This window comes from Furfurilactobacillus milii (assembly GCF_009864005.1).
In the GTDB taxonomy this organism is placed as follows: Bacteria; Bacillota; Bacilli; order Lactobacillales; family Lactobacillaceae; genus Furfurilactobacillus; species Furfurilactobacillus rossiae_B.
On record NZ_WEZQ01000026.1, the window covers coordinates 103545 to 116912 of the forward strand.

Annotated in this window: 13 protein-coding genes; 7 read left to right on the top strand and 6 right to left on the bottom strand. The window is 45.8% G+C overall.

Features of this window, described 5'->3' with window-relative positions:
• Positions 1 to 22: 22 nt before the first annotated feature.
• Together GB993_RS12205 and spxB are read right to left on the bottom strand one after the other, a co-directional pair.
• Positions 23 to 583 carry a GNAT family N-acetyltransferase gene (locus GB993_RS12205; protein ID WP_161004499.1) on the bottom strand — a complete coding sequence of 187 codons (561 nt, stop codon included), beginning with the start codon at positions 581 to 583 and terminating at the stop codon, positions 23 to 25.
• A 219-nt stretch (positions 584 to 802) separates the two neighbouring features.
• Positions 803 to 2551 carry a pyruvate oxidase gene (gene spxB, locus GB993_RS12210; RefSeq protein ID WP_161004500.1) on the bottom strand — a complete coding sequence of 583 codons (1749 nt, stop codon included), beginning with the start codon at positions 2549 to 2551 and terminating at the stop codon, positions 803 to 805.
• 726 nt (positions 2552 to 3277) lie between these two features.
• Between spxB and GB993_RS12215 the strand changes: the two genes are divergently transcribed.
• The 5 genes from GB993_RS12215 (at position 3278) to GB993_RS12235 (ending at position 8319) form a co-directional block, all read left to right on the top strand.
• Positions 3278 to 4189: an RluA family pseudouridine synthase gene (locus GB993_RS12215; RefSeq protein ID WP_162854134.1), complete on the top strand. Its 912-nt coding sequence runs from the start codon at positions 3278 to 3280 to the stop codon at positions 4187 to 4189.
• A gap of 39 nt (positions 4190 to 4228) precedes the next feature.
• The gene (locus GB993_RS12220) at positions 4229 to 5026 is read left to right on the top strand and encodes a TerC family protein (RefSeq protein ID WP_161001567.1); all 798 of its coding nucleotides are present in this window, start codon (positions 4229 to 4231) and stop codon (positions 5024 to 5026) included.
• 155 nt (positions 5027 to 5181) lie between these two features.
• Entirely contained in the window at positions 5182 to 6291 is a 1110-nt protein-coding gene (locus tag GB993_RS12225; protein WP_161004501.1) for a lactate oxidase, read from the top strand.
• Between the two features lie 91 nt (positions 6292 to 6382).
• On the top strand, positions 6383 to 6706 hold the full coding sequence (gene trxA / locus GB993_RS12230) for a thioredoxin (protein ID WP_161004502.1): 324 nt from the start codon (positions 6383 to 6385) through the stop codon (positions 6704 to 6706).
• Positions 6707 to 7470: 764 nt separating this feature from the next.
• A complete protein-coding gene (locus GB993_RS12235) occupies positions 7471 to 8319 on the top strand; it encodes an alpha/beta hydrolase (protein WP_161004503.1) in 849 nt (282 codons plus the stop codon).
• A gap of 3 nt (positions 8320 to 8322) precedes the next feature.
• Here GB993_RS12235 and GB993_RS12240 read toward each other — a convergent pair whose 3' ends face one another.
• A complete protein-coding gene (locus tag GB993_RS12240) occupies positions 8323 to 8688 on the bottom strand; it encodes a winged helix-turn-helix transcriptional regulator (protein ID WP_161004504.1) in 366 nt (121 codons plus the stop codon).
• Positions 8689 to 8801: 113 nt separating this feature from the next.
• On the opposite strand from GB993_RS12240, the gene GB993_RS12245 reads away from it, so the two are divergent.
• Positions 8802 to 9530 carry an SDR family oxidoreductase gene (locus GB993_RS12245; protein WP_161001572.1) on the top strand — a complete coding sequence of 243 codons (729 nt, stop codon included), beginning with the start codon at positions 8802 to 8804 and terminating at the stop codon, positions 9528 to 9530.
• Between the two features lie 152 nt (positions 9531 to 9682).
• Here GB993_RS12245 and GB993_RS12250 read toward each other — a convergent pair whose 3' ends face one another.
• From GB993_RS12250 to GB993_RS12260, 3 genes are all read right to left on the bottom strand, one after another.
• Positions 9683 to 10120 (bottom strand): ArsC/Spx/MgsR family protein, encoded by a 438-nt coding sequence (locus tag GB993_RS12250; RefSeq protein WP_161004505.1) that lies wholly within the window; start codon positions 10118 to 10120, stop codon positions 9683 to 9685.
• A gap of 299 nt (positions 10121 to 10419) precedes the next feature.
• Positions 10420 to 10842 (bottom strand): MerR family transcriptional regulator, encoded by a 423-nt coding sequence (locus tag GB993_RS12255; protein ID WP_161004506.1) that lies wholly within the window; start codon positions 10840 to 10842, stop codon positions 10420 to 10422.
• A 324-nt stretch (positions 10843 to 11166) separates the two neighbouring features.
• Positions 11167 to 12483, bottom strand: coding sequence for an MFS transporter (locus GB993_RS12260; protein WP_161004507.1), 1317 nt, complete (start codon positions 12481 to 12483; stop codon positions 11167 to 11169).
• 174 nt (positions 12484 to 12657) lie between these two features.
• Here GB993_RS12260 and GB993_RS12265 point away from each other — a divergent pair, with 174 nt between their 5' ends.
• The gene (locus GB993_RS12265; RefSeq protein WP_161004508.1) at positions 12658 to 13332 is read left to right on the top strand and encodes a hypothetical protein; all 675 of its coding nucleotides are present in this window, start codon (positions 12658 to 12660) and stop codon (positions 13330 to 13332) included.
• The last annotated feature ends 36 nt before the right edge of the window (positions 13333 to 13368 follow it).

Sequence of the window (13368 nt, forward strand, 5' to 3'; positions counted from 1 at the left end):
ACTCCCTACTTTATTAATCTTTTTATTCAACAGTATTGATGTTTTTGTTATCAATGGTTTTATGGTTGAGAGCCGGAGAGTACATTAGTAGACCGGCTGTATGCCGAAGTGCCCCAGGCCGCAGTTCACGAAGACTCAGCTTTCTTACCGGCGTTTGAGCGTCATGAATGGCGAAGTGGTCGGCTAAATCGTAGCCAAAAAGGGCAAAGTAGTCTGGGCAGTCTGTAGTCAAGACTGCTTGATAACCTCGGACAAATGCGCGATGTTCAAGCTCATCAACCAGTTGCCGACCAACACCTTGTTTCTGAAAGTCAGGTAGGACACCCAACGGATTCAGAATGGCTAGTTTTGCAGTTGGTTGGCCCTGAATATAGGCGTCGGAAATCGTGCCGTACCCGACAATGTTGTCATGTGCATCTTTGCTGACAAGCTCAAAGGTAGGCAGGTAGGTTCGTTCCAAACGGAGCGTGGCTAACTGGTCATCAAAGTTTATCGTCTTTTTGGACGATGCAAAAGCCGCCTTTAAAAGTTCAGCGGCGGCCTGATAATCGGCAGATTCGATTGTGTGAATCGTGTAACTCATGCACTCACCTCAAAAAGATATCCAGTTAATTATAACATTTTGTGTTTGTCGGTGGGGATAAAACCGCGAATTTATGGGCTGAATTTCTGATTTTCATTGATAAAAGGGGCTTCTAGAACAAATGAGCGAAAATTAGTAATGATACTTAAAAACGTCACGATGTCCGCTAGTTTCACTGGACGTCGTGACGATTATTGTCATTGAAATTTTAAATTAGGTTTATTCACCGCGCAGTAACTCACCGAGAGAAGGTTGTGCCTTCGTGTCGATGCCGTAGTGCTTAGCGAATTCATCAACTGTGTCTTGACCGAATTGCTTTGGATCAAGGGGCATAAATGCAGCCGCTACAGGATCTTCTGGATCGATTACAGCATTGAGGACGATTGGTTTCTTGTTGCCAGCGGCCTTCAATTGTTTGATTTGATCAAACGCAGCATCTAGTTCCTTAAGATTAGTGGCCGTCATGCCAACAGCTCCCAGTCCTTCAGCAACTTTAGCCCAGTCTGCGTCGGTTAAGTCGACACCGTAGAAGTGTTGCTTAGTTTCTTGTTGTTCATACCAGATGAATCCGAAACGCTGGTTCGAGAAGACAATGTTGATGACTGGCAATTCATAACGGGCTTCGGTGATCAGGTCTTGAACGACCATTGAGAAGCCACCGTCACCTGAGAAACTCCATGCTTGTCCATCCGGAACACTTAAGGCACCGGCCAAACCGGCAGGAATGCCATAGCCCATTGTGGCAAACAGTCCAGAAATAGCAAACTTCTGATTTTCTGTCATCTTGACACCACGAACGGCAAATTCAGAAACATTCCCAGTGTCAACACCATACGTGTCGTTTGGCCCAGCAAGTTCGCGTGTCTTACGCATAACGGCTTCGGGTTCAAGCCCCTTGCTGTCATCATTGGCGCGATCGTCCAACCACTTCAACCAGTTTTGACGGTTGATGCGGTTTTCCTTGATCCAGTCTGTTTCAGGCAGTGACTCGCCAGTGTCGAGCAACGCTTGCAGATAGGTCTTGCCATCCGCAATCACAGCGTAGTCGATTGGCACAACTTTCCCAATATCAAACGAATTATCGTTGACTTGGACAATCTTGACGTCCTTCGGCCAGAAGCGTGCAAACGGATATTCAGAACCAATGAACAAAACTAAGTCAGCGTGTTGCATGGCTTCAAATCCAGGTTTGCCACCCAAACGACCGTTAGTACCCAGATAGTTCTTGTGATCTGTTTCCATTACACCAGTGGCCGGTACAGTGGAAATGACAGGAATATTGAAGCGTTCAGAAACGGCATCCAATTCTTTACGAGCGCCTTTTAAACCTGTCCCAATGTACAGCAGAGGGTGTTTAGCATCTTTGATCATCGCCAAAGTGTCGCTTACGGCCTTTGGATCAATCACTTGTTTATACGTGTTAGATACCGTTACTGGTGTCTTAACGGCTTCGTAGTCGATTTCCTTGGCAGATAGGTCCTCAGGAATCGTTACAACCGCAACACCCTTGTTCCGATAAGCTTCACGAATCGCTTGGTTTACAACATAAGGCAGTTGTTCTGCTGTAGTAACTGTGCGGTTGAAGACAGCAACATCCGCAAACATTGGGTCTTCATCCATTTCTTGGAAGTAGTTGGTGTTCATGACTGGTTGACCAACTTGCCCAACGAGGGCCAAAACAGGTACGTGATCCATTTTGGCGTCGTATAGGCCGTTGAAGAGGTGGGTTGCACCAGGGCCTGCAGAACCAAAGGCGACCCCAATCTTGCCAGTAAATTTGGCATCTGCGGCCGCAGCCATGGCGCCGACTTCTTCATGGCGAACCTGAATGTACTGTACTTTATCTTTTTCAAGGTACAGGCCTTCAACTGTATGGTTGATAGAACCACCAGGAATTCCGTAAACGTGGTCAACGCCCCAGTCTTCCAATACCTTTACTAATGCTTGCCCAGCAATCATTTTTGCCATAACGTGCATCTCCAATTCATTAAATATCTTGTACTCAATTAGAATGTTAAGACTACTATTTTGAAAATGCACAGATTTATACTCGAAAACTTACAAAAAGTAAGCGAAATTATAAGTTCAGTTTGTTTCCAACTGGGTTAGACTAAAAGAACAGTTTATTAACATCGGATATTACTAAAATTAGTCGGATGTCGCCTACGGTTGTCGACATTGACACGCTCGCCGTGGGACCGGTTCAAGCCTCCTGAAAACCGGAGTCTTTCACCTCGCCGCCAAGCCTCGTGAGAACCGCGAGTCTTGGCGACCGTCCGTGGTGTAAATTCGGTAACACCATCCCGAATTAACACCACTTTCACGGTTCGGTATCACTGTCGACGCCCTCCAGCTAATATAGTAGCAAGTTTCATAGACTGTCAGCAGTTTCTAGCATAGGTAATCCTTTGAACTGAGCTGCAAATTTGTAAAATACTGTTTCTTATTTGTGACAGTAGTGAAGCTGACCAGAGACAGAGTTCCGTGTCGGCAACATTTAGCGGCATGAATTTGGCCGCTTAGTGTTGCAGGATGACTTATGAGACGTGGTTTTCGGCTCATAATCAAGGTTAAAGACTCCGGGCCTCAGGAGGCTGAGACCGGTCCCAATGGAACGGCGTTTCTGGTCAGCGCAACGGCAATAGGGCAATGAAAACGTCAGAAAGTTAATGTTGAAGAAGGAGGGTGCTTCGGTTGGCAACGGTGAATCAAAATGAATGGACAACGCGATTGGTTGTGACCGATCAAGAGGCAGGGTTGAATATTCGTGAGCTGCTCCGTTTGTGGTTAATTCCTAAACGGCTGCAACATTATCTGCGAGTCCGCGAAGATGTGCGCATTAATAACAGCTATCGTCCTTACAATACACTCGTGGTCACTGGCGATGTGGTCACACTCACGGTCCGTGCCGATGAGCTGCAAACACCGGTCCAAACGTACCTTCCCGATGATCACCTGACGTTGCCAATTCTGTTTGAAAATGAGCAATTATTGGTCATCAATAAGCCAAGCGGCGTGAAAAGTCACCCCAATCGTACGGACGAAGCAGGGACTGTGATGAATTTTTTGACCACACAGTTAGCGCCTCAACAGGTGCAACCCTGGATGGTTCACCGTTTGGACATGGCGACGAGTGGTGCGATGATAGTGGCTAAGACGCCACTAGTTGTCCCGATTTTAGACCGGCAGATCAGTGATAAACACATTCAGCGGACTTATCAGGCGTGGGTGAGTGGTCACTTCAACCAAGCGACTGGGGAGTTTACCGATGCGATTGGTCGTGATCCTGAAGACCGGCGCAAACGGATGATTAATGGGGAAAATGCCCAGAGTGCACTAACGCAATACGAAGTGCTCGATACCACGTCAACGGCAAGTCTAGTGTCGTTAACGCTTAAAACAGGACGGACGCATCAGTTGCGGGTCCACTTAGCTGGCAACGGGCATCCAATTATTGGTGATCCGTTGTACCAACCGAATGCCGAAAGTTTTTCACACCAACGGATGCTTTTGCACGCGGTTAAATTAAGTTTGATATTGCCTTTTAGTGATAAACGCGTCACAATTAATGCACCGTTGCCAGAGGCTTTTTCTAGATTTGGATGACGGCAATGCTCCTATGAGCAAGAAAGAAGGACTTTATCGTTGTTACACCTATTAAGCCAACTGTACGGACCGTTTTTCGACGGCCATAACTGGGCGGCGGTATTGACCAGTAGTAATGACTGGTTAATCATTGGTTCATTAGTTTTGATTGAGTGTTTACTGTCAGTTGATAATGCGGTTGTTCTGGCAGCTCAAACGACCTCGTTGAGTAACCTAAAAGATCGTGAAAAATCGTTATTTTATGGCCTCTGGGGCGCTTATCTGTTTCGATTTTTGATTATTGGTGTTGGGACGTATCTAATCAAGTTTTGGATCATCAAGGTGGCGGGAGCGTTATACCTTTGTTATCTGGTCTATCGCTATTTCCATCACTTGATTACCAAACGGAAACGACATCCAGTTGGCCAATCTGAAAACGCTGACGCAACGTCCGCTAAACCGCGACGCATCGGGCATATTTCCGTGTTTTGGTCAGTTGTCATCCAGATCGAGATCATGGACATTGTGTTCTCAATTGATTCAGTGCTTGCGTCGCTCGCAGTTTCAAACAATCCTGTTATCGTTTTAATTGGTGGCTTGATTGGAATCCTGTGTATGCGGGGCATTGCTGAAGTGATTATGAACTTGATGCGCAAGATTCCAGAGCTAGAAACGATGGCTTATGTGCTGATCGCATTGATTGCGATTAAGCTGTTCATCTCCATTCCAGCCATCAACATCGAAATTTCTTCAACACTGTTTGGTCTCGTTATCTTGGTTGCCGTTGTAATCACTTTAATTATTCATTACGTGCGACGATCACGTCGTTTGTCTCGGCAAACGCGACGCGACAGCTAATGTTTTGGATAGGATATTAACCGAACAAACAATGAACGGAAAACTGAATAATAAATTTGATTTTGAAATGGCTGTTCACCTATGTGAATGGCCTTTTGTTTTACCATTACTATGTTGAAAATTGTGATAAGCAGCATGGTCAGGAGGATAAAACGATGGCTGAATATCAGGCAAGCACAGACGAAAAGGAACTTAAAATCAATGATTTAGCGAGTTTGGAACCACTGGTAAAGGCACGCATGGAACCCGGTGCGTTTGGTTACATTCAGGGTGGAGCAGAAACAGAGTGGACGATGCGTGAAAATACCGCGGCGTTTGATCACGCCCAGATTGTCCCTCGAGTACTGCGCAATCTTGAAAACCCAGACTTGCATACCAAGCTGTGGGACATGGAACTTAATACGCCAATGATTGATGCGCCGGCCGCTGCACATGGATTACTGCACGTTAACGGTGAGTCAGAAACCGCTGAGGCGATGGCCGATGAAGGTAGCATCATGTCGATTTCGACGTACGCAAATGAGCGGGTGGCAGATATTGCTAAGGCTGGTCACGGTGGTCCACAATTCTTCCAGTTATACATGAGCAATGATAATGGCTTCAACCACTGGATCTTGGATCAGGCAGTCGCATCAGGTGCGAAAGCCATCATCTTAACTGCTGATGCGTCGCTTGGCGGTTATCGTGAAGCCGACGTGAAGACAGGTTTCTCATTTCCGTTACCGATGGTGAATTTGGCGGATTATTCTGCTAGTGACAACAGTGGTGAAGGGTTAAACATCATGGAAATTTATGCCAAGGCCAAACGGACACTGAGTTTAGCCGATATTGATGCCATTGCCAGCTACACAAAATTACCAGTCATTGTTAAAGGCATTCAGTCGCCGGATGATGCCATGCTGGCCATCGGCGCCGGTGCTAAAGGAATCTGGGTTTCCAATCACGGTGGTCGTCAATTGGACGGTGGCCCAGCTTCGTTCGACGTGTTGCCGGCAATTGCTAAAGCTGTTAACCATGAGGTACCGATTATTTTTGACTCTGGTATTCGTCGCGGCGAGCACGCTTTTAAAGCGCTGGCAAGTGGGGCTGACCTCGTGGCGTTTGCCCGACCATTATTCTATGGTTTAAATCTTGGTGGTGTCGCTGGGGTTCGTTCCGTCATGCAGCACTTCAACCGCGAATTGCAGATCACGATGCAGTTGGCCGGAACCAAAACAATTGATGAAGTCAAACACAATCAGTTGATGTGGCGTCAGGTTTATTAAAAAGTAACGTTGGTGCAATCAACCAGGGACAGTTGCAAACGGATGGTCCGATTGCGTATACTAGCCTCATGAATTTTTACGGAGGCAAGTGATGGCACAAAATGTAACAACGCAAACAGAAATTGATACGGCAACGACTAGCGGGCTGTCCGTGTTAGACGTTTGGGCACCCTGGTGTGGTCCATGCAAAATGTTAGAGCCAGTATTGAGTCAGTTAGAAGACGATTATGATGGCAAGGTTAACTTTTTGCGGTTAGACGTCGATGACCACCAAGCGATTGCGGAAAAGTACAAAGTCATGAGTGTGCCAAGCTTAGTGATTTTCAAGAACGGCAAGGCTATCGAAAAGGTGTCCGGATATTATCCTAAAGAAAAGTTGAGCCGGTACCTCGATTCAAAAATTGCCGAAATGTAGTACTTTCGCGTTATGATCTCATTTCAGAGTGAAAAAATTGACCTATTCCTTAATCTAAGGAGTAGGTCAATCTTTTGTTCAGTCGTCAGTTTCGATGACATTTTAATTCGATAAACCGACTGTATGCCGTTGCGCTGGCGCAAAACGCCGTTCCATGGGACCGGTCTCAGCCTCCTGAAGCCCGGAGTCTTCTACCTCGATTCAGAGCCGAAAAAACCACTCGTCTCTGAACTCGTCCTGTAATACTAGGCAGCCTAAACCCTGGCCGCCAAGTATTACCGACACGGAACTCTGTTTTGCGCCAGCTTCACTACTATAGGTGATAGTGATCATTTTAGTGTCGGGCAGCTCATTAAAATCGTCAATTTGTTAGAACCGAAGTGGTTACACTATTTGGCTACTATATGAGCTGGAGGGCGTCGACCGTGATACAAGGCCGTGAAGGTAACGTTAATTCGGTGGGTTATCCGAATTTAGGTTACGGACGGTCGGACAGACTCGGTTTTTACGAGGCTGTCCGACGAGGTGAAAGATCGTGAACTGCGGGCTTGAACCGGTCCCACGGCGGCGTGTCACGGTCGACAACCGCAAGTGGCATTCAGTACAAACCTAAACGGATGCCTTTCAGTCAATGTCACGAAAATAATCTGACTAACAATCAAAATGTTAATTTTCACCAATGATTCACAGCACACCTCCGCCAGTTCACAGTTTCGTTTAGTTGGTGCGGTATAATAACGCCATCAAATGGGGGAATGTTTCCGATGGGTGAACAAAAACATGCAGTGCCGCAGCGGCCAGCCAAGCAGGATCGGTTTATTCGCTGGCTGATCGGCGTTTTGTGCGGAGTGCTAGTACTAGCTGGTATTGTCATGGGCTGGGAAGCGAGTGAGCAAAAACAACTGGGTCACGTTCAGGTTTCTTACAGTAAGACACCGACGCTTTTTGTCTCTGGTGACTACAGTAACTGGCTGACGTTTGGACCAATGAATGCACGCCTTGAACGTTATGATATTGGTCAGGCAGTGTGGACGATTCACGTCGCTAAGAGCGGTAAAGCGACCATTGATAAACGCGGACCGCTGGGTAAACGGAATCCACTGATTCTTGTACTCTTTGCGGACAACCACCATGCGTCACGTGAGGCACGGCAGCTAACTGGTGTGATGAAAATGCTGAAGCAACGTGAACATATAAGTACTGTCAACATGGTCGGCCATTCATCTGGGGCAAACATTGTTTATCAATATTTGACCGGCAAAGCGGCAGACAAACGTGAAGATTATCCTGATACCGCTAAGTTCGTCAATATTGCGACGACCTTTAGTAAAGCAGAACAAAAAGCCGCGGATCGTTTTCCGCGGCACATCCAAGTGTTAAATATTGCCGGTGATTTGTTTGGCACCGGTGGTGATTTGGGCGTTTCCGTTAAGGGCGACCATAAACTAGGCGAAATGTTGGCCGGCCGGGTGGATGGTTATCAGAGTGAAACTCTGGTTGGCGGGATTAGTGTCATCCATTACCTGCTTCATCAAAATCCTCATGTTGATCGTGCGGTCACGGACTTCTTGTGGCAAGCACGATTTACGCCGCAAACGAATTATCCGCGTTAGCGATTATTCGTCACACAGTGAGCGTTCGATCTGGGCGTGATCGATGTGAGTGTCGCCCCAGTCGCAAATGGCATCCAGTAATGGAATGATTGATTGGCCCTTGGCGGTTAATGTATATTCCACATGTGGTTGGGCCGTTTGGAAATCGTGACGTTCAATAAGACCATCATCGGCGAGTTCTTTTAACTGATTCGTGAGGGTCTTGTGGGACACTTGGCGAATGTGATGCTGTAAGTCGGCGAACCGGCTGGTGCCCGTTTCCGCAATTTCGTACATGATCATAATCTTCCATTTTCCCTGAATCAATTGCATCGTGGCGTCGAATTCGTTTCTGTAACGGGGATGAGTCGTGGTAGGGCGTGATTGCATAATTAGTTGATCCTTCCAATTCGTAGTTACGTTAAGGTGCGTACTTCCTTTTTGTCAATGTGCCCATTATACTTGCAAACGTTGATAAAAGGAATTTTGGAGGACTATTAAAAATGAAATCATTAGTTGTTATTACCGGTGCAAGTTCTGGCTTTGGTGAGGAGATTGCTAAACAGTTTGCTGCGGATGGGTACCCAATGTTATTGCTAGGCCGTCGTGAAGAAAAATTGGCCGAAGTTGCTAAGGGCATGGATAATGTCATGATCGACACGGTTGACGTGACTGACTACGATCAGTTTGAAAAAGCTATTCGTAAGGCCGAAGACAAGTACGGTAAGACCGACCTGTTGGTCAACAATGCCGGATTGATGTTGCTTGGCAATGTTCAAAATCAGGATCGTAAAGAATGGCAAACGATGTTGGATACCAATGTGATGGGTGTGCTGAACGGTACGCAGATTGTCTTAAACGATATGCGTGAACGTCACCATGGAACCATTTTGAACATGTCGTCACTGGCCGGCAAGAAGACATTTGTGAACCATGCGGCTTATGTTGCCAGCAAGTTTGGTGTTCACGGTTTGTCAGAAACCATTCGTGAAGAGAGTGCGGCCGAAAACGTGCGGGTCATGATGGTTGCGCCTGGTGCTGCAGAAACGGAACTACTGACGCATGTGACCAGCAAGTCTGCGTTGTCAGATTATGAAAGCTGGAAGGAAACGATGGGCGGTATCACCCTCGATCCCGTCCATGTCGCTGAAACTGTGAAGTTTATGTACGACATGCCACAGGAAGTTAATATTCGTGAAGTTGACATTGCGGCTACACGCCAAGATGCATAAGGCATAACTTAATTCAAACTAAAGTGAACACCCCAGAAATGAGTCTTGATAACTCACTTCTGGGGTGTTCGTTTTGCAGTCAATGGAGATATTATTGTGCTTATTCGCAAATAAAAAAGGAAAGTCACAATTAATGCGACTTTCCTTTCCTTCTACCCGTTCAAGCGGGAGAGGATGTTATTAAGTTCCATCTTTCTAAGTTTACGTGGGATAAATGTGCCAAACTCGTCGTCGTTGAAGCCGACTTGTAAGATTTGACGGTGGTCGTCAAACGCAATCGGCCAGCGGAGCATCTTTGGATGTTTGGCGATGACGTTGATCATTTCTGTTAGTCCTAGGCTAGTCAGATCCATCACTTTGGATAATTCCTGCATGGTTAATGAGCGAGGGGCTAATAGTTCATCGCAACCATTTTCACTAGCGGTCAAGAATTGTTTAACCGTGTTCGTCGAAAGTTTTTCACGGGTCTTGACGGATAAGTTATCTGTTGTGTCGATAGGATGTTCTTGGAAAGGAACCTTTTTATCCTTGAGCCACTTAACGGCCCGGCGGCATGAAGTTGATGAACCAATCGTGTAAATGTGTAGCATGTGCAGTCCTCCTCGTGTGGAAATTGTGAGTGGGTTTTGCAAACAGCAGTGTGTTCTATATGTCTCACAATTTTGCTTAATCAGTAATGGAATTGTGTAATGTTATTCGTTTCTCTAATGATTACTATAAGCAAAACTATTATAACTGTCAAATGGTTTTTATCACTTTTTTATTATGTGAACATTGAAAATAAGGATGAAAGCAAGTGTGACAGGGGCTGAACTATAACAGAAAAATTATCAGAAATAATAAAAAAGATTAAGTACGGCACGTAAAAGTGCGGCACTTAATCTTTAAATTAGCTCACAGAAACCTGATCATCATCAGGTTGCATTTGATTAGGAACGTAATCATCGGGCGCATCGTTATTCATTAGTTTGGCGTAATGGGAAACCTTGGTGTTGATTTTCGCAAGCTGACGCTGCTTGTCGGCTAACTGTTCTTGGGCACGGGTCTGCTGCGTCAACATCATTTGATAGCGCTCAGGAATTGTCTCATCACCAGCCAACATCAGGTCGATGTAATGGCGTACTTCGGCAATTGGCATGCCTGTGGAGCGGAAGCAACGGACTAAGTTGACCCATTCAACGGCATCCTCGTCAAATAGCCGATTGTTGTTTTCGTCACGTTTAACAAAAGGCAACAAGCCATGATCATCATAGTAACGAATTGAATAGGTCGTCATGCCGAGCTTCTTGGCGACTTCTTGAACTGTGTACATGCAGCCACTCCTTTTCTAATGTTATTCATTAAGTTAATTATTTTATTGAATTAGCATTCACTATAGAAGCGCTACGGTTAAAGGTCAAGTGTTTCAGGTTTGAAAGTTTGATGGTTGTTGTACTTGCGGTCGTCCGTAACCTAAATTCGGGTAAACCACCGAATTAACGTTACCTTCACGGTTCAGTATCAATGTTGACTCCCTTTGTCTGGCATATGCGCAAGCTTCACACGAAGATGTTTGAGTATAGCCGCGAAGTTCGCGAAAGTCGTTTGAAGTCAGATTCAAAATTTCTGTTGTACCGTGGTTGCCTGGTATGAAAAATTAAACATGAGCTTCATTGTACCGAGCAGTTGTTGGATCGTTTTTAGTTAGGCGACCAGCACCACGAACTAAGATCAGAATGGTAACAACCAGTGAGCTAATGCCATAAATAGTGAGGGATACAGGAATGCTGATAACGTTTGCTAATGTCAGGAAGACAAACTGACCAACAGGGGCACCAATCATCATGACTGTGCTTATGACGCCGCCGGTAGCTGCCAAGTGATCATCTGGCACAGTGTTAATAATGACTGCGTTGAAGCGTGGATTGATTTTGCCTAGTAAGTAAGCGGTGGCGAAGAAAAGAACCAGCAGAATCCATAGGTTGTGGAGGGTCAACATGTCGACCGCAACTAGTACTAACAGTCCCATTGAAGCGGCTAGGAGAGTGACCATCGACGTGTTTTTAAGCATGTCATTAACGAACACTGCCCCCGCAATAGAACCAACGGAAAAGACGATATCGAGCAGTGCAATGGTGTAGCCGTAGTTGATAAACCAAAAACTGCTCATGTGGAGAAAAATCAAGTTTGATAATGGATCGATGGCGGTACCTAGTAGGTTGACGGCCAACCCTGCAACAATCATAAATAATAAGAAGGGGTTTTGCGTAAATTCTTGCATTGCTAGTTTGAAACTAGTGCCAAAGCCCTCTTTTGATTCACTGTTTTCCGCCAAGCGAGACGCTTTAGCGCTCAGAACGGATTTATGAACATCAGATTCGGCTTGATCATATTGATGACGAGCAATAAAGAAGATTCCGCCGGCAGCTAAGAATGTGAGTGCGTCAAGTAAAGCGAACAGATCGTACTGATGGTGAAGTGCGACGATTAGTGTGGCACCTAGCGCTGAAGCCACAATCTGAACCAAACTACCAATGGCAGTGCCGATTGAAGTGGCTTCATTCATGTGTTCTGGCGCGACGATGTGCTTCATAAGTGGCGTGGATAAACTATTGCCGTAATCACCAAGTAGGCGGGCTATGATATCCAATGCCATGATGAAGAAGAAAATACCTTCTTTGGTTGAACGGCCAATCAGTGATGCGATGATCAGGAACAAGATGGTCTGTACAAAATACGAGAACCACATTGCGTGTCGTTTATTAAATGTTCGGTCGGCCAAATATCCGGTAAAGATGTTTGCTAAGGCGGGTATGACCCATGCAATGGAGGCTATGGAAACGGCCAGTGTTTTGAATGGCAGCGTGGCGGCGTAGATTAAAAAGACGATACTGTATAAACCACTGCCAATTTGATCGATGATGCCAACGTTGACGAGCGTTCGGAATGCCCGATTTGTTTTATATTCATGCATATGAATTCCCTCTTTCGTAGTGCTCTCTCTAATTGCTTTAAAGTATAGCGGGGGTTTCAAACGGACTGTTGAAAATTTTCTTATATGATAATTTTAAATTTATAATGCCGTCCTTATGCGATTCTTAACGTTTGTGAAAAGGGCATTTTCAGCAGAATGTGCTAAACTATCAATATGAAAAATAACAATCAAGAACAACCAATGAGTCGCACACAACGGTATGATGCCAAGCAACGTGGCTCGATACCGCAATCACCACAACAGCCAGCATCACAGGGGTTCACTAAGCAAAAAAAGCCCCATGGATTTCTGAGCTTTTTGGCTGGCCTCATCTTTGTGTTAGCCCTGATCGTTCGTTTGACCGTGTTAAGCGGCACATTTATGGAAGGGGCAATTCAAACACCGACTGTCATCAGCCGGGTGCACGCAGAAGTGGCCAGTCAATTGCAGGCTAAAAATTTGCCAACGAGTTTAGCCACAGATGATTTAATCAAGGCCACATTAAAGACTGGTACGCGGGAAACGTATGCTGGCGAAAGTTTGGATTTCAACACGGCAGCTATGCGCAGTGCTGTTCGCGATGATGTGAATCAGCAGGCGTCATCACTTGGATTAGCGGGGACCGCTGCTAGTGACGCCATTGTCAATTTGATTAGTAGCCAGGTGCTGACCCAAGCCAGTGCTAATTACCACGACGATACGTTAGAATATTTTGCCGAACACGTGAAAAGTTATCAAATGTGGACGACGATTATCATTATTATCAACGGGATTGTGTGGGTTTTGTTGTTAGTCAGCAATCACCGTCGCCGCCGTGCTCGCCGTTTGAGTCGTAAGCAAGTTGCCTAAACACACGTTGTAACAGACATTATGGGAGGGAACACT

Bases quoted from the DNA above. Each gene is read 5' to 3' on its own strand.
- GB993_RS12205 (WP_161004499.1), bottom strand. From the start codon at position 583: ATGAGTTACACGATTCACACAATCGAATCTGCCGATTATCAGGCCGCC.
- spxB (WP_161004500.1), bottom strand. From the start codon at position 2,551: ATGGCAAAAATGATTGCTGGGCAAGCATTAGTAAAGGTATTGGAAGAC.
- GB993_RS12225 (WP_161004501.1), top strand. From the start codon at position 5,182: ATGGCTGAATATCAGGCAAGCACAGACGAAAAGGAACTTAAAATCAAT.
- trxA (WP_161004502.1), top strand. From the start codon at position 6,383: ATGGCACAAAATGTAACAACGCAAACAGAAATTGATACGGCAACGACT.
- GB993_RS12235 (WP_161004503.1), top strand. From the start codon at position 7,471: ATGGGTGAACAAAAACATGCAGTGCCGCAGCGGCCAGCCAAGCAGGAT.
- GB993_RS12240 (WP_161004504.1), bottom strand. From the start codon at position 8,688: ATGCAATCACGCCCTACCACGACTCATCCCCGTTACAGAAACGAATTC.
- GB993_RS12245 (WP_161001572.1), top strand. From the start codon at position 8,802: ATGAAATCATTAGTTGTTATTACCGGTGCAAGTTCTGGCTTTGGTGAG.
- GB993_RS12250 (WP_161004505.1), bottom strand. From the start codon at position 10,120: ATGCTACACATTTACACGATTGGTTCATCAACTTCATGCCGCCGGGCC.
- GB993_RS12255 (WP_161004506.1), bottom strand. From the start codon at position 10,842: ATGTACACAGTTCAAGAAGTCGCCAAGAAGCTCGGCATGACGACCTAT.
- GB993_RS12260 (WP_161004507.1), bottom strand. From the start codon at position 12,483: ATGCATGAATATAAAACAAATCGGGCATTCCGAACGCTCGTCAACGTT.
- GB993_RS12265 (WP_161004508.1), top strand. From the start codon at position 12,658: ATGAAAAATAACAATCAAGAACAACCAATGAGTCGCACACAACGGTAT.